The 20,546-nt window shown below is 69.7% G+C and carries 16 protein-coding genes; 7 read left to right on the top strand and 9 right to left on the bottom strand.

The window, feature by feature from the left end; translation table 11 throughout:
* The first annotated feature begins 64 nt into the window (after positions 1-64).
* The 4 genes from LI336_RS06160 to LI336_RS06175 all read left to right on the top strand — a co-directional run bounded on the left by LI336_RS06160 (position 65) and on the right by LI336_RS06175 (position 3,892).
* Positions 65-1,696, top strand: coding sequence for an APC family permease (locus tag LI336_RS06160; protein ID WP_227131928.1), 1,632 nt, complete (start codon positions 65-67; stop codon positions 1,694-1,696).
* Positions 1,693-2,346, top strand: coding sequence for a potassium channel family protein (locus LI336_RS06165; RefSeq protein ID WP_227131930.1), 654 nt, complete (start codon positions 1,693-1,695; stop codon positions 2,344-2,346). Before LI336_RS06160 ends, LI336_RS06165 begins: the two co-directional genes overlap by 4 nt.
* A gap of 2 nt (positions 2,347-2,348) precedes the next feature.
* Complete coding sequence (locus tag LI336_RS06170) at positions 2,349-2,645, top strand: hypothetical protein (RefSeq protein ID WP_227131932.1); 297 nt, start codon at positions 2,349-2,351, stop codon at positions 2,643-2,645.
* Between the two features lie 71 nt (positions 2,646-2,716).
* Positions 2,717-3,892: an inorganic phosphate transporter gene (locus tag LI336_RS06175; protein ID WP_227131934.1), complete on the top strand. Its 1,176-nt coding sequence runs from the start codon at positions 2,717-2,719 to the stop codon at positions 3,890-3,892.
* A 50-nt stretch (positions 3,893-3,942) separates the two neighbouring features.
* On the opposite strand, the gene LI336_RS06180 is transcribed toward LI336_RS06175, so the two are convergent.
* Entirely contained in the window at positions 3,943-4,995 is a 1,053-nt protein-coding gene (locus LI336_RS06180; protein ID WP_227131936.1) for an NAD-dependent epimerase/dehydratase family protein, read from the bottom strand.
* A 230-nt stretch (positions 4,996-5,225) separates the two neighbouring features.
* Here LI336_RS06180 and LI336_RS06185 point away from each other — a divergent pair, with 230 nt between their 5' ends.
* The gene (locus LI336_RS06185) at positions 5,226-5,438 is read left to right on the top strand and encodes a zinc ribbon domain-containing protein (RefSeq protein ID WP_227131938.1); all 213 of its coding nucleotides are present in this window, start codon (positions 5,226-5,228) and stop codon (positions 5,436-5,438) included.
* Complete coding sequence (locus LI336_RS06190) at positions 5,439-5,705, top strand: DUF8143 family protein (RefSeq protein ID WP_227131940.1); 267 nt, start codon at positions 5,439-5,441, stop codon at positions 5,703-5,705.
* A gap of 6 nt (positions 5,706-5,711) precedes the next feature.
* Here LI336_RS06190 and gltB read toward each other — a convergent pair whose 3' ends face one another.
* The 7 genes from gltB to LI336_RS06225 all read right to left on the bottom strand — a co-directional run bounded on the left by gltB (position 5,712) and on the right by LI336_RS06225 (position 16,603).
* The gene (gltB, locus tag LI336_RS06195) at positions 5,712-10,418 is read right to left on the bottom strand and encodes a glutamate synthase large subunit (protein ID WP_227131942.1); all 4,707 of its coding nucleotides are present in this window, start codon (positions 10,416-10,418) and stop codon (positions 5,712-5,714) included.
* 266 nt (positions 10,419-10,684) lie between these two features.
* Positions 10,685-12,214, bottom strand: a complete 1,530-nt coding sequence (locus tag LI336_RS06200) for an ATP-binding protein (protein ID WP_227131944.1) — start codon at positions 12,212-12,214, stop codon at positions 10,685-10,687.
* 151 nt (positions 12,215-12,365) lie between these two features.
* Entirely contained in the window at positions 12,366-13,865 is a 1,500-nt protein-coding gene (proS, locus tag LI336_RS06205) for a proline--tRNA ligase (RefSeq protein ID WP_227131946.1), read from the bottom strand.
* An 86-nt stretch (positions 13,866-13,951) separates the two neighbouring features.
* Positions 13,952-14,572 (bottom strand): 8-oxo-dGTP diphosphatase, encoded by a 621-nt coding sequence (locus LI336_RS06210; protein WP_227131948.1) that lies wholly within the window; start codon positions 14,570-14,572, stop codon positions 13,952-13,954.
* 82 nt (positions 14,573-14,654) lie between these two features.
* Positions 14,655-15,116, bottom strand: coding sequence for a DUF488 family protein, N3 subclade (locus tag LI336_RS20340; RefSeq protein ID WP_227131950.1), 462 nt, complete (start codon positions 15,114-15,116; stop codon positions 14,655-14,657).
* Positions 15,117-15,145: 29 nt separating this feature from the next.
* On the bottom strand, positions 15,146-16,012 hold the full coding sequence (locus LI336_RS06220) for a hypothetical protein (protein WP_227131952.1): 867 nt from the start codon (positions 16,010-16,012) through the stop codon (positions 15,146-15,148).
* A gap of 84 nt (positions 16,013-16,096) precedes the next feature.
* Complete coding sequence (locus tag LI336_RS06225) at positions 16,097-16,603, bottom strand: DUF7984 family protein (RefSeq protein WP_227131955.1); 507 nt, start codon at positions 16,601-16,603, stop codon at positions 16,097-16,099.
* 301 nt (positions 16,604-16,904) lie between these two features.
* Between LI336_RS06225 and LI336_RS06230 the strand changes: the two genes are divergently transcribed.
* Entirely contained in the window at positions 16,905-18,824 is a 1,920-nt protein-coding gene (locus LI336_RS06230) for a beta-CASP ribonuclease aCPSF1 (protein ID WP_227131957.1), read from the top strand.
* A 42-nt stretch (positions 18,825-18,866) separates the two neighbouring features.
* On the opposite strand, the gene LI336_RS06235 is transcribed toward LI336_RS06230, so the two are convergent.
* The gene (locus tag LI336_RS06235; protein ID WP_227131959.1) at positions 18,867-20,495 is read right to left on the bottom strand and encodes a hydroxysqualene dehydroxylase; all 1,629 of its coding nucleotides are present in this window, start codon (positions 20,493-20,495) and stop codon (positions 18,867-18,869) included.
* Between the last annotated feature and the right edge of the window lie 51 nt (positions 20,496-20,546).

Genomic DNA, 20,546 nt, shown 5'->3' on the forward strand with positions numbered 1-20,546 from the left:
GAGTTCCCACGCGATGGGGTCGGGACCAGACATTAAGGCGGATGGTCGTGTACGCGAGTGACGAATGGCACAGCACGAAGGGCGGTCGCCGTCGGCGAGCCTCGGGTTGCTCGACGCGACGATGGTGGGGATGGGTGCGATGATCGGCGCGGGCATCTTCGTTCTCACGGGACTGGCCGCGGACATCGCGGGGCCAGCCGCCATCCTCGTGTTCGGACTGAACGGTGTCGTCACGTCGTTCACCGCACTGTCGTACGCGGAGCTCGCGTCCGCCATCCCGAAGAGCGGCGGCGGGTACGCGTTCGTCGAGGAGGTGTTCAGGGACTCGATAGCGTTCCAGATGGGGTGGATGCTCTGGTTCGCGTACATGATCGCCGGCGCGCTCTACGCGCTCGGGTTCGCGGGGAACTTCCTCGAGTTCGTGCACTTCTACTGGGAAGGACTGCCCTCGGGCGCGCTCGCCGGCCCCATCACCTGGAAGGTGCTGTACGCGGTCGGGCTCGTCGGGTTCCTCGTCGTCCTGAACGCGGTATCGACCGCCGCCAGCGGCGGTGCGGAGACCGTCGTGACCATCATCAAGATCATCATCCTCGTCGTGTTCTCCGCGTACGGCGCGAACGCCGTCGACCTCTCGGAGTTCGAGCCGTTCTTCACGAACGGGACGGTGAACGCGATCCTGCCCGCGATGGGGTTGACGTTCATCGCGTTCGAGGGGTACGACCTCATCGCGACCGTCACCGAGGAGGTGAAGAACCCGCGGAAGAACATCCCGCGAGCGATCTTCCTGTCGCTCGCGGCGACCATCGTCATCTACCTCGTCGTCGTTCTCGTCGCCATCGGGACGCTCGGCGCGGGTGGACTCGCCGGCGCCGGGGAGCGCGGGATCGCGGAGGCGGCGAAGGGATTCATGCCGGCGGACATCCCGATACTCCAGAACGGGGCCTCGGTCATCGCGTTCGGTGCGGTGTTCTCGACGGTGTCGGCACTGAACGCGGTCGTGCTCGCGTCCAGCCGGGTGGCGTTCGCGATGGGACGCGACCGGTTGTTGCCCGCGGGAATCGGCCGCATCCATCATCGCTTCGGGACGCCACTCATCGCGGTGGTGGCGAGCGCGGTCGTGATGCTCGTCTCCGTCACGTTCGTCCCGATCCGCCAGGTCGGGTCGCTGTCGAGCCTGTTCTTCCTGCTGTCGTTCGTCGTCGTGAACGCGAGCGTCATCAAGCTCCGCCGGGAGCGCCCCGACATGCGTCGCCCCTACGAGATGCCGGCGTATCCGCTGCCGGCGGTCGCGGGCATCCTCGGGAACCTCGTCCTCGGGTACTATCTCGTCACGGCGGACCCCACGACGGCGGCGCTCGCGTTCGGATGGCTCGTCCTCGGCGGGGTCGCGTACCTCGCACTCGGTCGCGTCGGCCTGCGGCGCGACCCCGCCGGCGGCGCGAGCGAGGGGATCGACGTCGACACCGGTGGGGAGGCCGACGTCGCGGGCGACGACGTCGGAAGCGGGATGAGCGGGACGACGTCGGGCGACGCCACCGCGCATCGGTCGCTCGACCACGTCGACGCGAACGCCGAGCTCGCGACGCGGGACGCTGCCGGCTACGACCAGGGTGACGTGCGTGGGTCGCGTGATTCCGAGGAGACGGGAACCGACCCGGAACGTGAAGGCGATGGCGAGTCGAGGGGTGAACGATGACGAACGGACCGCTGCGGGTGGTCGTCGTTGGGAGTGGCCCGGTCGCGCTCCGCGCGATCAAGCAACTCGACGACCACGGGCACGACCTCGTGGTGGTGGAGCGAGACCCGAAACAACTCGCGGAGCTGGAGGCGGCGTACGTCGCGACGGCGATAGAGGGCGACGCGACGCGACCGAGCGTGCTCGCGCAAGCGGACGTCGAGCGCGCGGACGTCGTCGCGGCGCTCACGGACACGATGGGGACGAACGTCGCGGTGTGCACGACCGCGAAGCGAATCGACCCGTCGACGCGGACGATACTCCGGTCGACGTACCCGGACGTCGAGGAGTTCGCGCCGTACGCCGACCAGGTGGTGTTCCCGGAGCGCGCCGGCGGCCGCGTCGCGGTGACCGCCATCGAGGAGGACTTCGGTGCGCTCACGGGACTGTCGGGCGACCTGGAGGTGTACGAGCTCCGCGTCGCCGAGGGCGCGCCGGTCGCGGGGAAGACGCTCTCGAAGGTGTCGCTCCCCCACGGGAGTCTCGTCGTCAGCGACGAGGACGGCGACACGGTCGCGAGCGCGGACACCGTCCTCCAGCCCGGGCACACGTACGTCGTCGCGGTCGAGGGCCAGGTCGCCGACGAAGTGATGAACCTCTTCCGTGGGTGACGATGCCGGACGCTTCGAGCGACGACGCGGCGGGTGCGCCCGAGTGCGGGCACGACCCGGCTGTCGCGTACGAGGTCGGGTTCGCGGTGGGCGCGGACGTCGACGGTCCCGACGACATCGACTCGGCGTGCGCGATGCGGGCGACCGTTCACGAGGTCCCCGTGGGGAGCGCTGACGCGGACGCCGTCGGCTGCGCGGTCGAATCCTGCGAGTTCCACCACGAGCGCGTCGCGGCGGACCTGCGAGCGACCGCAGCCCGTCACAGCGGGAACGTCACCGGCGACGACCGCTGTCGCTGAGTTCAGGTCGCCGACGGTCGCCGCGCACCCGCGACGCACTCACTTATTGCGTTCGCGCCGCTTTCCCCGGTATGGTCGAAGTGCTCCTTCTCGTCGGCATCGCAGTCGCGCTGTTCGTCGGGTTCAACATCGGCGGGTCGACGACGGGGCCAGCGTTCGGCCCCGCCGTCGGCGCGAACGCCATCTCGAAGACCGTCGCGGCCGCCCTCATGTCGGGGTTCTTCTTCGTCGGCGCGTGGACGCTCGGACGACGCGTCGTCGCGACGCTCGGGTCCGAGCTCGTCACCGACCCGGGCGTGTTCACGATCGAGTCCAGCATCGTCGTCCTGTTCTTCATCGGCGGCGCGTTGTTCGTCGGGAACTACTTCGGCGTGCCCGCGTCCACGTCGATGACGGCCGTCGGCGCCATCGCGGGCCTGGGCGTCGCCAGCGGCGCGCTCGACTGGACGGTGATGGGCGAGATCGCGGTCTGGTGGATCGTCGCGCCCGTCATCGGCTTCTGGACGTCCGCAGTCATCGGCCGGTACTGGTACCCGCGCATCGACGCCTGGGTCGCCATCGAGAGCACGCCCGGGTCGCTGTTCGAGGTGAACCGCGACGGCCTGATCCCGCGGCCGGCCGCCGGCCCGAACACGACGCGGCGCGAACTCACCGGCGGCGTCGTCGTCGTCGCCATCGGGTGCCTGATGGGGTTCTCCTCCGGGACGTCGAACATCGCGAACGCCATCGCACCGCTCGTCGGCGCGGGCGTCGACCTGGACGCGATGATCGTCCTCGGTGGCGTCGCGGTCGCGGTCGGCGCGTTCACCATCGCACGCCGGACGCTCGACACGCTCGGGAACGACATCACCGACCTCCCGCTGACCGCCGCCATCATCGTCGCGGTCGTCTCCTCGACGATCGTCGTCGGCCTCTCCGCGATCGGCATCCCGGCGTCGTTCGTCATCATCGCGACCACGTCCATCGTCGGCCTCGGCTGGGGGCGCGCCACCCGGACCGCGACCGTGTCCGGTGCCGTCCAGGGCGAGGAGTCGCCGGCGGTGTCCGTCGGCGCGCTCGCCGCGGACGACCCCGACGAGGAGCCGCCCGAAATCGGCGAGGAGTCGGCCGAGGACATCCCCTCGGCCGCGGACCTCTTCGACCCCGAGACGACCGGTCGCGTGCTCGCGATGCAGAACGTCGTCCCCGTCCTGGCGACCGCCGGCGCGTACGCGACCTTCCTCGTGCTCTACGCCGTCTGGTGGTGAAGCCGGACCGAAGGGGGAGGGGGTTCGTGAGAGGGGGTTCGTGCGACGGCCTACAGCGTGTCGAGGACGTCGAGGACGGCGGTCTCGGCGTCGCGGCCGGGGTCGTGGTCGCTGCCGTCGCGGTCGGTCGCGAGGTGGTCGTCGACGCTTCGCTGCATCGCCTCCCGCAGCGGCGTCGCCTCCCAGCCGAGCGCGGCGAGCTTCTCGGTGTCGAGGACGTGCGGGTAGTCCCGGTAGAGGACGTAGTCGTCCGCGGAGAGGTCCGCGATGGAGAGCTCGCGTTCGCTCGCGTGCACGACCTCGACGTCGCCGGCGTCGTCGGGCGCGCTCGCGGGGGCGTCCGCGGCGTCGCCGAGACAGTCCGCGATGAGGTCGATCATCTCCTCGAGCGTCACGAGCCGGCGGTCGCCGACGTTGTACGCTTCGCCCGCAGCGCCGTTCTCGGCGACGACGCGGAGCGCGCTCGCGACATCCTCGACGTACGCGCGATGCCAGACGTTCGTCCCGTCGCCGGGGACGACGACGCGGTCGTACTCGGCGACGCGGTCGATCCAGAAGTCCAGGCGTTCGGTGTAGTCGTCGGGCCCGTACACGATGCACGGGCGGACCGCCATCGCGCGCAGGCCGCGTTCCTCGGCGGCGGCGAACACCGCACGGTCGCCCTCCGCTTTCCGGTTCCCGTACGTCTCGTGGCTGTCGTCGACCGCCTGGTCGCCCGTGCACGACGCCAGCGCGGTCGCCTCGTCGCGCCCCTGGAGCGCGCCCTCGCGCTTCGGTATCTCCTCCGCGCCGTACGCGGCGCCCGAGGAGACGTACACGTACGCGTCGGCGTCGTCGAACACCCGCGTCGCGGTCCGGACCGCCCGGGGCTGGTACGCGACCATGTCGAAGACGGCGTCGTACGCGCTCTCCCGTGCCGCGCTCGCGAGGTCCGCGTCGTCCGTGCGGTCACCCTCGACGTGCGTGACGCGGTCGTCGTCCGCGAACGGGTTCTCGTGGTTCCCGCGGTTGAAGATCGTGACCTCGTAGTCGTGTGCGAGCAGGTCCTCGACGAGGTGTCGCCCGATGAATCGCGTCCCACCGATGACGAATGCGCTGTCCATGCCAGTAGCGACTCGACGAGCCGAAAAGAGCGTGGCGTTCGCGGTACCAGCCCGTTCCGCCGACGAAAGGCACCAGCCAGTTCCGCCGACGAAAGGCGCCAGCCAGTTCCGCCGACGAAAGGCGCCAGCCAGTTCCGCCGACGAAAGGCGCCAGCCAGTTCCGCCGACGAAAGGCGCCAGCCAGTTCCGCCGACGAAAAATACTCAAGTAATCGAGACGTCGGTCGGGATATGTCGCCCTCCACAGACAGCGGCTGCCCGAAGTGCGGGCACACGGACGCCATCACGGACAGTATCTCGACCACCGGCGGCGGTCTCTCGAAGATGTTCGACATCCAGTCGAAGAACTTCGAGGTCATCTCGTGCGCGAACTGCGGGTACTCCGAGCTCTACCGGTCGGACCGCCGGAGCGGCAGCGACCTCGCGGACATCTTCTTCGGGTAGATGGCCGCCGTCGGCTTCGCGTTCCTGTTCGTCGTGTTCGCCTTCGTCCTGCCGCTCGCGCTCTACTGGTTCGTGAAGGCCGAGGACCCCGACCCCGGCCAGACGTCGTCCTGGAACGAGGCCCAGGACCGCGCGAGCCGGGATACCTTCGGTGGCGGTCGACGCGACCGCGGCGACCGCGACGACGACCGAAGGGAGCGCAACGACGAGAACGGACGCGACGACCGCCGGGGGCGCGACGACGTCGCAGGCAACCACTGGGACTGACCGCAGTCAGTCGTCGCTGCTCGCGTAGCCCTGTGCGCTCCCGGCGTTGTCGGCGGTCGCGCTCGCCGGCGGCGAGTCGCGGACGTCGAAGCCCTCGCGTTCGTTGAGGACCTTCTCGTACGCGTCGGGGAGGACCTTCGCGAACGCGGCGAGCGCGGCCTCCCAGTTCTCGAGGAGCGCGGCGGCGCGCTCGCTCCCGGTGTACGCGTGGTGGTTCTCGACGAGCCGCCGGAGGACGGTCGCGTCGCGCTCGTCGAGGTCGTGCTCGACGTGCACCATCCCCTCGTTGACGCGGTCCTCGAACGCGGGCCCGTGGGCGTCGACGTCGTCGAAGAACGCGCTCTCGTCGAGGACGTACGCGAGCCCGCCGCTCATCCCGGCGGCGAAGTTCGCGCCCGTGTCGCCGAGGACGGCGACGACGCCGCCGGTCATGTACTCGCAGCCGTGGTCGCCGACGCCCTCGACGACCGCGTGCGCGCCGGAGTTCCTGACCGCGAACCGCTCGCCGGCGCGCCCGTTCACGTACGCCTCGCCGTCGGTCGCGCCGTAGAGCGCGACGTTCCCGGCGACGACGTTCTCGGTCGGCTCGAAGCCCGCGCGGTCGGGCGTGTCGACGACGACGCGCCCGCCGCTGAGACCCTTGCCGACGTAGTCGTTCGCGCCACCGCGCAGGTGGAGCGCGACGCCCGCGGCGAGGAACGCACCGAAGGACTGCCCCGCGGTCCCCTCGAGGTCCACGGTGAGGGTGCCCGCGGGTAGCCCGGCCTCGCCGTGACGCTTCGTGACCTCGTGACTGAGCGTCGCGCCGACCGCGCGGTCGGTGTTCGAGATCGTGGTGGAGACGCCGACGGGCTGGCGGTCCTCGATCGCCGTCTCGGCGTCCTCCAAGATCGCCCAGTCGAGTTGCGCGTCGACCTCGTGCGTCTGCTCGCGGACCTTCGTGTGCGGGCCGTCGCCGACCTCCGCGAGGACGCCCGAGAGGTCGAGCTTGCTCGCACGCTCGTGGGCGACCTCGCGCTGTTCGAGGCAGTCGACGCGCCCGATCATGTCCTCGACCGTCTCGAACCCGAGTTCGGCCATGTACTCGCGGAGGTCCTGCGCGAGGAACGTCATGTAGTTGATGACGTGCTCGGGCTCGCCCGGGAAGCGCTTCCGGAGGTCCTCGCGCTGGGTCGCGACGCCCACGGGACAGGTGTTCTTGTGACACTGGCGCGCCATCACGCACCCAGAGGAGACGAGGCTCGCCGTCCCGAACACGTACTCCTCGCCACCGAGGAGCGCGGCGACCGCGACGTCGCGCCCGGTCTTCATGCCGCCGTCGACGGTGACGCGGATGCGGTCGCGGAGCCCCGTCCGCCGCAGCGTCTGGACGGCCTCGGCGAGCCCGAGCTCCCACGGCAGGCCCGCGTGCTTGATGCTCGTCTTCGGACTCGCGCCGGTCCCGCCGGAGTGCCCGCTGATGTGGACGACGTCCGCGTTCGCCTTCGCCACCCCAGCGGCGACCGTCCCGATGCCCGCCTCGGAGACGAGCTTCACGTTGATGTCCGCCTCGGGGCTCGCCGCCTTCAGGTCGTGGATGAGCTGCTTCAGGTCCTCGATGCTGTAGATGTCGTGCAGCGGCGGCGGCGAGATGAGGCCGACGCCCGGCGTCGACTTCCGGACGTGCGCGATCATCTCGTTCACCTTCTCACCCGGCAGGTGGCCGCCCTCCCCGGGCTTGGACCCCTGCGCCATCTTGATCTGGATCTCGTCGGCGTTCGAGAGGTAGGTGGAGGTGACGCCGAACCGACCGGACGCGACCTGCTTGACGTTGCATTCCTTCTCCGTGTCGAACCGCTCGGGCGGCTCCCCGCCCTCGCCCGTGTTCGCCTTCCCGCCGATGCGGTTCATCGCCACCGCGTTGTTCTCGTGCGCCTCCGGACTGAGGCTCCCGAGGCTCATCGCGGCCGTCGAGAACCGCTCGACGATCTCGTGCACTGGCTCCACGTCCTCGATGGGGATGGACTCCCGCGAGTCCGCGTCGAAGTCGAGCAGGCCCCGGAGCGTCTCCGGGGCCGCCTCGTCGGGCGTGTCGTTCGTCGCGCTCGCGAAGTTCCGGTACTCCTCGTAGTCCCCGGTACGCACGGAGCGCTGGAGCGCGCCGACCGTCTCGGGGTTCCAGGAGTGCCGGCGGCCGCCGTTGCGGTGCTCGAACTCGCCCTGGCGCTCGAGCTCGGGGTCGTCGCCGAACGCGAACGCGTGGCGCTTCGCGACGTCCGCGCCGACCTCGTCGACGCCGATACCGCCCGTGCGGTTCTCGGTGCCCTCGAAGTATTCGTCGACGAACGCGGGCGCGAGCCCGACCGCCTCGAACACCTGCGCGCCCTGGTAGGACTCCACCGTGGAGATACCCATCTTCGCCATGATCTTCAGGAGCCCGCCTTCGAGCGCCTCGCGGTACGCCGCGCACGCTCTCGCGGTGTTCGCGCCGTCGCTCCCCGCGGTCAGGTCCGCGAGCGTCTCGTACGCGAGGTACGGGCAGACCGCGTCCGCGCCGTACCCGACGAGCGTCGCGTGCTGGTGGACGGTACGGGGGTCCGCGGAGTCGACGACCAGGCCCGCACGATTCCGCGCGCCGGTGCGGACGAGGTGGTGGTGGACGCCGCCGGTCGCGAGGAGGCTCGGCACGGCGGCGCGCTCCGGGCCGCTCGCGCGGTCCGAGAGCACGACGACGTCAGCGCCGTCCTCGATGGCCGCGAGCGCGTCCTCGCGGACCGCCTCGACGGCGTCCTCGAGCGTCGCGTCGTCGGGGTCGTACGTCGTGTCGACCACGGCCGACTCGAGCCCGTTCGCGGCCGCGTCACCGTCGAGCGCGCGTATGGCGTCGACCTCGGAGAGCGAGAGCACCGGCGAGTCCGCGACGAGTTGACGGGCGTGCGCGGGCGTCTCGTCGAGGAGGTTCCGCTGGAACCCCATCCGGGTCTCCAGGCTCGTGACGCGCTCCTCGCGGATGTAGTCGAGCGGCGGGTTCGTCACCTGCGCGAACAGCTGCTTGAAGTACGACGCGAGCGGGCGGTCGTGGTCCGAGAGCACCGACAGCGGCGTGTCGTCGCCCATCGACCCGACGGGGTCCTTGCCTTTCTGACTCATCGGCTCGACGAGGTTGTCGATCTCGTCGTGCGTGTACCCGAACGCGGCCTGCTGCGCGCGGAGGTCGTCGACCGCGTCCACGATGCCGTGGCCGTCGGCGTCGACCTCGCGTTCGTCCTCGACGTCCACACCGCCCGCTACGTCCGCCTCGGCGTCGTCGTCGGTGACGTCCTCGAGCGCGACCTGTTCGTCGGCGACCCACTCGCCGTACTTCGAGTCGGTGAGGTCGTCGAACACCTCGTCGTCGGTGAGCACGCCCTGCTCGGGGTCGGCGACGAAGCACTGCCCGGGTTCGAGACGGCCGCGTTCCTCGACCTCGCTCTCGTCGACGTCGAGCGCGCCCGCCTCGCTCGCCATCACGAGCCGGCCGTCGGTCGTGACGTCGTACCGGCACGGCCGGAGCCCGTTCCGGTCGAGGACCGCGCCGACGCGTTCGCCGTCGGTCGCGGCGACGAGCGCGGGGCCGTCCCACGGTTCGACGAGGCTCGCGTGGTAGTCGTAGAACTCGCGGCGTTCGGGCGACATCGCGTCGTCGCCCCGCCACGCTTCCGGTACCAGCGTGCGGAGCGCGTGCGGGAGGTCGCGGCCGGATTCGAGCAGGAGTTCGAGCGTGTTGTCGATGCTCGCGGTGTCGGATTGCTCGGGGTCGTCGATGACCGGGCGGACGTCGGCGACGTCGAACGCCTCCGCTTCCATCTCGGTCTCGCGAGCGCGCATCCAGTTGACGTTCCCGCGGAGCGTGTTGAACTCGCCGTTGTGGATGATGTTCCGGTACGGGTGTGCGAGGTGCCACGCGCCGAGCGTGTTCGTCGAGAAGCGCTCGTGCACCATCACGAACGTCGACCGGATGCGTTCGTCGGTGAGGTCCTCGTAGTACGACCGGACCTGTTCGCCCTTCAGCAAGCCCTTGTAGACGAGCGTCTGTCGGTCGAGCGAGCACACGTAGAACCGCTCGGCGTCCGCGTCGTCGACGTCGGGATGAGAGAAGTCGGGCGCGTCGTCGGCTTCGGCGACGCCGTCGACCCGGTGCTCGATGCGCTTCCGGGCGACGAAGAGGTCGGTGTCGAAGGCCGCTCTGTCCTGGCCGTCGGCGGGCGCGACCGCGACCTGCCAGACGTCGGGTTCCGCCTCGCGAGCGGTCGCGCCGAGGTCGCTCGCGTCGGTCGGGACGTCCCGCCATTCGAGAACGTCGACGCCGCGAGCGCCCAGTTCCTCGGCGACGAGGCCCTGGAGTGCCTCGCGTGCGGCGTCGTCCTGCGGGAAGTACAGCGACCCGACGGCGTACACGTCGGGGAGGGTCGCGTCGAGGACGGCGTCGAAGAACGCGTCCGGCCGACGGAGGAGGACGCCGGCACCGTCGCCGGTGTCGGGTTCCGCGCCGGTGGTGCCGCGATGTTCGAGGTTCACGAGCAGGTCGAGGCCGTCGCTGACGACGTCGTGACTGGGTTCGGCGTCGAAGTCCATGACGACGCCGACCCCGCAGTTCGCACGCGCATCGGCAGGGTCAGCGAGCCCGCTCGTTCGCTGGGAGTCCGTCCCGTCGTCCAGTCCGGGGTCTCCGGGCTGGTCGTGTGGCTGAGTCATGGCATGCCCTCACACGAGCACCTACAAGAGGCTATTCCTGAATCACTAAGGGTCTCTTAATCCCCCACTAGGAGATATAAGGGATTCGGCGGCGATTCCCATACACGAAGGGGTTCTGGAGTGCGCCACACGTTCGCAAACCAGGTTCGGTAAATCCTGGACGAACGGTCGAGAAATGCATTATTTCAGAGCCAGTAGAAGCGGAACGTTCTCGGGCGAGCACAGGCCCACCGGACGCGACGCACCGCCACCGACCGCGACCCGCGTCAGTCCACGTGGAACTCGAAGCGCGCCCCGCCCTGCTCGCTCGTCGCGACCACCGGCTCCCAGCCGTGCGCTCGCGCGATCCGAGAGACGATACCGAGCCCGAGACCCGTCCCGTCGTCGCTCGTCGAGTACCCCGCCTCGAACACCTTCTCGCGCTCGTCAGGCGGGATGCCGACGCCGTCGTCCGAGACGAAGAACCCGTCACCGTCCGCGAGCGCATCCACCACCACCGTCACGCCCGCCTCCCCACCGTCCGTCTCGCCCGACACCGCCCCATCAACCTCGCTCTCGGGCATCGCGTGCTCCTGCGCGTTCCGGAACAGGTTCTCGAACACCTGCAGGAGCCGGTCGCGGTCCGCCGCCACCACGCCCGGCTCCCGAACCACGAGCGAGGACGTGGACGCACTCATGCTCGCCCACGCCTCCCGCGCGACCGACCCAACGTCCACGTCCGTCGTCTCGTCCACGTCCTCGCCCTCGCGAGCGAGCGTCAACACCTCGTCGATGATCGACTCCATGCGCTCGAACGCGTACTCCACGTCCGCGGCCGTCTCCGAGTCACCCGTCTCCTTGTACAGCTCGAACGACCCACGGCCGAGACTCAACGGATTCCGCAAGTCGTGCGCGACCACGCTCGCGAACTCGTCGAGCCGCTCGTTCTGGCGCTCCAACGCCTCCCGCTGCTCGTGCAGTTGCGCGCGCTGACGCGCCTGCTTGATCGCCGCCGCCGTGTTCTCGGCGAGGATCTCCGCGAACCGCCGGTCGGAATCGTCGAACTGGTCGCCGAACTTCCCGAGCGACAGCACGCCGAACTCGCCGATCGGGACGTACATCGCGAACGCGAACGCGTCCCGGTCGTACGGGTCGTTCGGCCCGATCTCGTCGACGACCGTCGTCCGGTTCCGGAACGCACGCCCGTGGGGCGAATCGTCCACCAGGTACGGCGGCCGGGAATCGATGTCGTCGACGCGCCCCCCGAACGTCACGTGCCGCAGCACCTCCTCGTCGGCGTCGTACTCGCGGACGGCAGTCCCCGGGAACCCGAGCACGTCGTTCGCCGCTTCCCCGCAGAGCTCGTACGCCTCCGCGGGCGAATCCGCCGCCATCAACCCGCGGGTCGCGTCGTGCAGCGCCTCGACGGTCTCGTCGTACCGCTCGCTCGTCCCCAGGTCCGTCAACGACCAGACGAACCCGCGCGTCTCCCCGTCCCGCCGGAACGGCGTCACCGTCGCCTCGTAGAGGTACCACGACCCCTCGCCGGCGCGTCGAGCGCGCGCCTCGAACGTCACCTCGGACGCGGACGCCGCCGACAGCGACGCCGCCGCGTCCTGGTACGCCTCGAACGTCCGGTTCGCCAGCAACCCGTCCTCGACGAGGTCGCGGAGATGATCGCCGACGAGGTCGTCGAAGTCCCGGCCGAACAGGACCGAACACCGGTCGTTCCCCATGGAGACGCGGCCGTCGCGCGTCACCACGAACACGGCCCCGGGGAACGACTCCAGTACGGAGGACGTCGCATCGTCGAACATGAAGGACGAACCAGTAATCGTTCGACACTTTCGGCCGCTCCGACAAGAGCGTATCGGCAGATTCGGCACTCGAAACTCGACCACGGCCGCGACCCGTCGACGGGTCGCGGACGCACGGCGCGCGTGACGCGTTCGCCCGTCGTGCGACGCCTCAGTACGTCTTCGCGAAGTACGCGACCTCGGTCGCGTCCTCGCCGCACATCGTGCACTCGTCGCCCTCGACCTCGACCGCCTCGCCACCTTCGACGGCGGCCTCCGGCGCCTCACCGTCCTCCAGGGGGAGCATCGCGATCTCCGCCGCGACCTTCTCCTTGATGACCTCCTCGCACGCCTCGTCGCCGCACCACGGCGTCTTCACGAACCCGCCGTGCTGGCCGATGGTGCCCATGATCTCCGTCGGTTCGTTCGCCGTTCGGACGTTCTCCACGAGGTTCTCGGCGGCCTTCGCGTACAGCTCGTCGAACACGGTGTCGAGCTGGTCGTCGACCTCGTCGACGAGCTCGGTCCGGTCGAGCTCGCGCTTCGTGTTCTCGTTGTCCGACCGACGGACCGCGGTGACGACCTCGTCCTCGACCTCGTTCGGGCCGATCTCGATGCGGAGCGGGACGCCCTTGAGCTCCCACTCGTTGAACTTGAACCCGGGGTTGCGCTGGTCGCGGTCGTCGAGATGCACGCGGACGTCGCCCGCGTCCTCGAGTTCCGCCGCGACCTCGGTCGCGTACTGGAGGACGTCGTCCTTCGTGTCCTCCTGCCAGATGGGGACGACGACGACCTGCTCGGGCGCCACCGCCGGCGGCAGCACGAGCCCCTGGTCGTCGCTGTGGGTCATGATGAGCGCGCCGAGCGCGCGCCACGACAGCCCCCACGACGTCGTCCACGCCGTCCGCTCCTCCTCGTCCTCGTCCGTGTACGTCACGTCGTACGCCTCCGCGAACGACTGCCCGAGCGCGTGACTCGTCCCACCCTGCACGGACTTCCCGTCGGGCATCAGCGCCTCGACGGTCGTCGTCATGTCCGCGCCCGGGAACTTGTCGTGCTCGGGCTTCTTCCCGCGCAGCACCGGGATGGCGAGCACGTCCTCGTAGAGGCGCTCGTACTGGCCGAGCCGCATCATGACCTCGTCGAGCGCGCCGTCCTCGGTCGCGTGCGCCGTGTGGCCCTCCTGCCAGAGGAACTCCTTCGTCCGGAAGAACGGCTTCGTCTCCGTCGCCTCCCACCGGATGACCGAACACCACTGGTTGAGCCGCATCGGGAGGTCGCGGTGACTGCGCGTCCACTCGCTCATGAACGGCGTGATGATGGACTCACTCGTCGGCCGAACCGCGAGCCGCTCCTCGAGTTCCTCGTAGCCGCCGTGGGTCACCCACGCGACCTCCGGATCGAACCCTTCGACGATGTCGGCCTCGCGCTCGAGGAACGACTCCGGGATGAGCACGGGGAAGTACGCGTTCCGCGCGCCCGTCTCCTTGAACCAGCCGTCGAGGTGGTTCTGGAGGCGCTCCCAGAGCTCGTACCCGCGCGGTCGGGTGACGATGAAGCCACCCATCGGCGCGTAGTCCGCGAGCTTCGCCTTCTGGACGACCTCCGCGTACCACTCGCCCGTGTTGTGGTTCTTGCTCTCCGTCACACCGAGTTCCTGCTCGCCACTCATTGCACTGACCGACGCCCACCGCGACCATAAGGCCATTGAAGGGTGCCGGGCCGCGGCGACGCCTCGCCCGACGCGGGACGAGGCGTTCAGGCGTCGTCGTCGAGGTCGACGCCGACGGCGACGTCGTGTTCGAGCATCTCGTCGCCGTCCGCGTCGAAGTAGAACGCGCCGCGGATGGTGTCGCCGTCGAGCACGTGTGGGAGCCACAGTTCGTCGTCCTCCCACATCTCGTCGTAGGGGACGTCCTCGCGAGCGCGCCACTCGGGGGACGCCTCCGGCGTCTCCTCCGGTTCGCCGGACACCGAGCACGCGACGTAGACGTGACAGCAGAACACGTGCTCGCGGCCGAAGTAGAAGTCGAACTCGCCGCGCTTGTCGAGGTCCGCGACCGCGACGCCCGTCTCCTCTCTCGTCTCGCGCGCCGCGGCCTCGCGCGTCGTCTCGCCCGGTTCGACCTTCCCGCCGGGGCCGTTGTAGAGGTCCGCGCCGAGCCCGCGGCGCTTCCGTATCATGAGGAGTTCGTCGTCGGCCGCGAGCGGCAACGTGCCGCGGAGCGGATAGCAGATGGTCGCGTCGTCGCGCTCGCTCGCGAACGCCGCACTCGGGACGCCATCGGCGACGTCGACGTCAGCGTGCTCGGTCCAGATTCCGTCCCCATCACCGTCGCGCTCGACTGGTTCGCCGCTCGCGGTCGACCCCTCTTCCATACCGGACCGTGAGCGCGCGGGGACAATCAAGCGTTCGGACGCGAACGCGACTGTATCCCGCACGGCCGCATCGACGGTCGCGTCAGTCGCCGTCGAGCCGCGCTTCGAGGACGTCGCGGAGGATGGTCCGGTGACAGCGCTTCTTGTCGGTGTTCTCGAAGCAGACGAGCGCGACGTCCTCGCCGTCGCGGACGCGCTCCGCGAGCGCGTCCAGTGCAACGGCAGCGTCCGCGTCCGACGCCAGATGCGCGCGATACCGCTCCGCGAAGTCGACCTCCAGCCACGCCTCGTTGTGCGCTTCCTCCTCGCAGACGCCTCGCATCTCGAAGTCCTCCTGCAGCCGTTTCGTCTCGTCCAGCAGCCCCTCGACCGGTGCGAGCGCGCGGTCGTTCTCGTCGACGCTCGCGGAGAACCAGCTCGTCGGCCGCCTGACGACGCCAACGCGCGTCGCGTCCCCGACGTCCGCGAGGTCGTGCTGGAGCGCCGCCACGTACGTGTCGAACACTCGACCACGACCCCCCGACTCGGTCGCGTCGTCGGTCACGGTCGGAACGTCGGCCCCGACCCACTAAGTCACTCGGTCGTCGTCGGCGCCGCGACGGTTCGTTCCAGGCTGTCCGACCCCCAGTCGAGGAGTATCGTCTGCTCGCCCGCACTCGGCACGAGCCCGACGGACCGGGTCACGGTCTTCGTCTCACCGGCAGGCACCTCGACGCGGAGTTCGCCCTGGTCGGAGACCGCGCGCGTCCCGAGTTCGGCGAGGAACTCGCCGTCGCTCTCCCCGACGTTCGCGACCGTGAACGATACGGAGACCTCGTCACCGTCGGTCGTTCCGGGGACGTCGAACGACCGCACCTCGAACGCCGGCGGGGCGGCGAGCGACGCCGCGATGGACGCCGGGAGCGTGAACGTGAGGGTCTCGGCCGCACCGCGCCACGCGAGCGACACCTCGCCGGGGTCGACGTCGAGCGCGAGCGCGAACGCGAGGTGGACGCCGTCGGTGAACGGCTGGACCGTCTCGGACATCGGTTCGATGGCGTCGTCGTCGACGCGCAGCTCGCAGGCGGTCTCGGCGGCCGCCTGCGCGTCCTCCCCGGAGACGTCGAGTTCGACGACGACGTACTGGCGGTCCGCGTCGGCGCTGACGCTCGGGTGCGTGCCGGCGAGGAGCGTGACGATGGCGCGCGACGTCCGCGCAGACACCAGTTCGACCGACCGGCCGTCGACGTCGTACTGGCTCGCGTCCCCGTCGCCCTCGTCGGCGTCGTCGTTGTCGCCGTCGCCGTTGCCGGCGTCGTCGGTCGTCGTCTCGATGGTCGTCGACTCCGTTCCAGTGCTGTCGTCGCGACCATCCCCGACGGTGGAATCGAGGCAGCCCGCCGTCGCGGCGACCGCCGGAATCGTGCTCACGAGGACCCGGCGACGAGAAGCACGTCTCATGCGTCGACCATCGGCCACGACCGGTAAGTGCTTTGTCGAGACCGCAACGCCGGTTTCACCGCGAAAGGACCGGAACGGGTCCGGCTACCGGTCCACGCGTTCGACCGCGTCCGCGACCGCGAACGGACTCGGCTCCTCGGTCCACCCCCAGCCGGGGATCCGCTCCTGGACGCCGGCCGCGAGTGCGGCGTCCAGGTCGTCCACGCCCGCGCCCTCGTCGTCCTCGCCGTGCGTGTGGACGTCCGCGTAGTGGAACGTCGCCTCGCCGAGCGTCCGCAATGGCTGCGAGCCCGCGACCGTGCCCGCGAGCTCGCGCCCGAGGACCTCGTCGACGACGAATCCCGGATAGTCGCCGTCGACGTCGAGGTCCCGGAGGAGCGCGACGAGCGCAGCGACGTTCACCGCGCGGTCGCCGTCCGCGAACGTCTCGTCCACGACCACCCGGTACTGTCTGGCAGTCACGGGGTCGACGTCGATACCGAACACGTCCCCGAGGTTCCCGCGGACCGCGTTGACGAGCGGGACCACGACGTCCCCGCGTTCGCGCACCCACTCGTACTCGCACTCGACCATCGCCGGCGTGACGTCCATACCTGTCGGTACCGTACGAGAGCGCCTCAAGTTTGCGAAGGCTTTTATAATTCCGCGGATTAATCGACGAGTAAGCGGGTTCTCCCTGGACTCCCCCCAGTGGGCGACGAACCGTACGAGCGGTCAGCCGGCCCGGGGCACACTAACCGATGAACTACTGCTGTAATCGACAGTCCACGTTCCGCTCGCGCGTCCATCGCCGTCGCCGCGACGGCGACGACCAGCCCCGCGGCGCGTCCAGGGACCCCCTGCGAGCACGAACACGCGTTCGCGCTCGCTGGACCCCACATCTGCAGCACTCATGAGTTCAGTAGACCGACAACTCGACGACCTGAAGGCAGAGATCACGAGCGAGATACCCGACGACATCACCGTCTCCGACGTGAAGTACGAGGGCCCGGAACTGGTCGTGTACACGCGCGACCCGAAGAAGTTCGCCCAACAGGGCGACCTCATCCGACAACTCGCCTCGAAACTCCGCAAGCGCATCACCGTCCGCCCCGACCCGGACGTCCTCAGTCACCCCGACGAGGCACGGGAGAAAATAATGGACGTCATCCCCGAGGACGCGGGCGTCACCGACCTCGACTTCCACGCCGACACGGGCGAGGTCGTCATCGAAGCCCAGAAACCCGGGATGGTCATCGGCCGCCACGGGTCGACGCTCCGCGAGATTACGCAGGAGGTCGGGTGGACGCCCGAAGTCGTCCGCACGCCCCCCATCGAATCGTCGACGGTGTCGAACGTCCGGAGCTTCCTCAAGCAGGAGCGCGACGAACGTCGCGACATCCTGGAGAAGGTCGGCCGCCAGATCCATCGCGAGGAGATGCAAGACGACGAGTGGGTTCGCATCACGACGCTCGGATGCTGTCGCGAGGTCGGTCGCGCGAGCTTCATCCTGTCGACGCCCGAGACGCGCATCCTCATCGACTGCGGTGACAAACCCGGCGCCGAAGGCGAAGTCCCCTACCTCCAGGTCCCCGAAGCCCTGGGTTCGGGCGCGAACTCGCTCGACGCGGTCGTCCTCACGCACGCGCACCTCGACCACTCCGCGTTCATCCCACTGCTCTTCAAGTACGGTTACGACGGCCCCATCTACTGCACGGAGCCGACGCGCGACCTGATGGGTCTGCTGACGCTCGACTACCTCGACGTCGCCGCGAAGGAGGGGCGTGCACCGCCGTACGAATCCGAGCAGGTCCGCGAAGCCATCAAGCACTGCATCCCCCTGGAGTACGGCGACGTCACCGACATCGCGCCGGACGTCAAGCTCACGTTCCACAACGCCGGGCACATCCTCGGGAGCGCAGTCAGTCACTTCCACATCGGCGACGGCCTGTACAACGTCGCGTTCTCCGGCGACATCCACTACAGCGACACGCGCCTGTTCAACGGCGCGGTGAACGACTTCCCGCGCGTCGAGACGCTCGTCCTCGAATCAACGTACGGCGGTCGGAACGACTACCAGACGGACCAGGAGGACTCCGAACGCAAGCTCAAGGAGGTCATCAACACGGCCCACGACCGCGGCGGGAAGGTCCTCATCCCCGCGTTCGCCGTGGGCCGCAGCCAGGAACTCATGCTCGTCCTCGAGGAGGCGATGCGCGAGGGCGACATCCCCGAGATGCCCGTGCACCTCGACGGGATGATGTGGGAAGCGACCGCGATCCACACCACGTACCCCGAGTACCTCCGGGACGAGCTCCGCGACCGCATCTTCCACGACGACGAGAACCCGTTCCTCGCCGACCAGTTCAACCACATCGACGGCGGCGAGGAGGAACGCCAGGAGGTCGCCGACGGCGGCCCGTGCATCATCCTCTCCACGAGCGGGATGGTCACCGGCGGCCCCATCATGTCCTGGCTCCGCCACCTCGGCCCCGAGGAGGAGTCCACGCTCACGTTCGTCGGCTACCAGGCACAGGGGACGCTCGGTCGCCGCATCCAGAACGGCTGGGACGAGATCCCCGTGAGTCGCGACGGCGGCCGCGGGAACACGATGACGATGCAGATGCACGTCGAGACCGTCGACGGGTTCTCCGGGCACGCCGACCGCCAGGGCCTCGAGAACTTCGTGCGCACGATGAACCCGCGCCCGGAGAAGGTGCTGTGCGTGCACGGCGACGAATCCAGCGTGCAGGACCTGTCGTCGTCGCTCTACCACGACTTCAACATGCGGACGTTCGCCCCGAAGAACCTGGAGACGTTCCGCTTCAAGTAACGCCGGCGGCGTAATCGTCGCGCTCGCGCTCGTTCTCGACGTTCACCGGAGCCCGTTCGTGAGCCGCCGGTACCCCGACCAGACGACGTCGCTGCCCTGGCCGAGATGCGGGAGGCCGAACTGGGTTGCGAGTTCGTCCTGTGCACGGAGCGGTTCGACGAACTCGGGCCAGTCGAACGGCCAGACGCCCGCGCGCGCAGAGCGGACGTCGAGCCGATCGAGGACGACGTTCGCCGCCCGCCGACCGGCCTCGTTCGCGTTCTCCATGCTCGCCAGGTCCGAGTGCGTGCGGACGTAGTCCGCGGCGAGCGCGAGGTTCGCGCACGTCGTCTCGGCGTCCGGTCGGTTGCGGCGCGACCCGACGGTGTTGATGAGCAACGGGTCGGCGTTCCGGAGTTCCCCGGCGTCCGCGTCCCACGAGAGCGCCGGGTCGACCTGCGAGTCCACGAGGTCGTCGTCGCCGAGCTCGGGGACGTGGTCGCGGACCATCCGCCAGACCGCGTCGGCGAGGTCCTCCCGCGAGTGTTCGCGCGCCGATCGACCGTCCGGACCGGGCGCGTCGAAGTTCGAGATGGCGACCGAGAGCACGCCGTCGACGGACGGGTGCGCGTCGAAGTCGTAGTCCGTCCAGAACTCGCGCTGACTGATGGCGGTGAGCGCCCACGGTGAATCCAGGAGCGCGACGTGCCCGCCGGCCGGGCTCACGTCGCGGGAGAGGTAGAACTGGACGCCGTTCATCCACGCGGTGTCGAGGTCGTCGAGTCCGCGGAGCGACGGCGCGGCCGCGTCGAGCGCGTCCGTCCGCAGTCGCCGTGCGACCCCGAGCGGGACCGCGAGCACGTACTGGTCGAACGCGACGCGGCGGTCGTCGTCGGCGCCCGCGACGCGGACGCCCGTGACGCGTTCGCCGTCGCTCTCGAGCGCTCGGACCGGCGTCGACGGTCGGAACTCGACGCCCTGGCGTTCGAGGAACGCGACCCACGGGTCGATCCAGACGTCGCTCGTCGGCCCGTCGAGGATGCGGTCGGCGTCCCGGTCGGGCGCGAAGATGTCCTGGAGGAGCTGGAGGTAGATGCGGCCGATGGTCCGCGTGCTCGCTCGCTCGGGTCGCATCGCGACGAGCGTCTGCGTGATACCGTACGCGAGGTGCGTGCGGTACGCTTCGCTCATCTCCTCCGCGCGCACGAACTCCCACCAGGGGACGTCGTCGTACGCCTCCCAGCGGTCCTCGCTCGACGTCAACAACTGGAGGAGGCGGCCGGTGAAGAACGCGGTCTCGTCCGCGGGCACGTCCTGGCCGCCGAAGAGGTCGGCGACGCGCTCGCGCCACCCCGCGAGCGTCGTGGGCGCACTCGTGGGGACGGTCCGCCCACCGCCGACGAGTGCCTGCCGCATCTCGGGGACGGCGACGAGGTGGTCGGCGACCGATCCGCCGTCGCCGTCCGGGATGCGCGTCATCGTCTCGGTGAGATGGCGGTAGAACCCCGGGAAGAACCGGAAGCCGTGCTCGGCGGGCAACGCCGCACCGTCGGTCGGCCCCGGGAACGACCGCGCCTTCCCGCCGAACCGGTCGCGCGCCTCGTACACGGTCACGTCCACGCCCCGCGTCGCGAGCTCGTGCGCGGCACTCAATCCGGCGACGCCGCCACCGAGAACCGCGACGCGACTCACAGCGACCACCGTTCGCTCCGTCTCATGCGCGCCGCTAGGGATGGTGCAGAC

This window comes from Halorubellus salinus (assembly GCF_020567525.1).
Taxonomy (GTDB): Archaea; Halobacteriota; Halobacteria; order Halobacteriales; family Natrialbaceae; genus Halorubellus; species Halorubellus salinus.

Bases quoted from the DNA above. Each gene is read 5' to 3' on its own strand.
- LI336_RS06160 (WP_227131928.1), top strand. From the start codon at position 65: ATGGCACAGCACGAAGGGCGGTCGCCGTCGGCGAGCCTCGGGTTGCTC.
- LI336_RS06165 (WP_227131930.1), top strand. From the start codon at position 1,693: ATGACGAACGGACCGCTGCGGGTGGTCGTCGTTGGGAGTGGCCCGGTC.
- LI336_RS06170 (WP_227131932.1), top strand. From the start codon at position 2,349: ATGCCGGACGCTTCGAGCGACGACGCGGCGGGTGCGCCCGAGTGCGGG.
- LI336_RS06175 (WP_227131934.1), top strand. From the start codon at position 2,717: ATGGTCGAAGTGCTCCTTCTCGTCGGCATCGCAGTCGCGCTGTTCGTC.
- LI336_RS06180 (WP_227131936.1), bottom strand. From the start codon at position 4,995: ATGGACAGCGCATTCGTCATCGGTGGGACGCGATTCATCGGGCGACAC.
- LI336_RS06185 (WP_227131938.1), top strand. From the start codon at position 5,226: ATGTCGCCCTCCACAGACAGCGGCTGCCCGAAGTGCGGGCACACGGAC.
- LI336_RS06190 (WP_227131940.1), top strand. From the start codon at position 5,439: ATGGCCGCCGTCGGCTTCGCGTTCCTGTTCGTCGTGTTCGCCTTCGTC.
- gltB (WP_227131942.1), bottom strand. From the start codon at position 10,418: ATGACTCAGCCACACGACCAGCCCGGAGACCCCGGACTGGACGACGGG.
- LI336_RS06200 (WP_227131944.1), bottom strand. From the start codon at position 12,214: ATGTTCGACGATGCGACGTCCTCCGTACTGGAGTCGTTCCCCGGGGCC.
- proS (WP_227131946.1), bottom strand. From the start codon at position 13,865: ATGAGTGGCGAGCAGGAACTCGGTGTGACGGAGAGCAAGAACCACAAC.
- LI336_RS06210 (WP_227131948.1), bottom strand. From the start codon at position 14,572: ATGGAAGAGGGGTCGACCGCGAGCGGCGAACCAGTCGAGCGCGACGGT.
- LI336_RS06220 (WP_227131952.1), bottom strand. From the start codon at position 16,012: ATGAGACGTGCTTCTCGTCGCCGGGTCCTCGTGAGCACGATTCCGGCG.
- LI336_RS06225 (WP_227131955.1), bottom strand. From the start codon at position 16,603: ATGGACGTCACGCCGGCGATGGTCGAGTGCGAGTACGAGTGGGTGCGC.
- LI336_RS06230 (WP_227131957.1), top strand. From the start codon at position 16,905: ATGAGTTCAGTAGACCGACAACTCGACGACCTGAAGGCAGAGATCACG.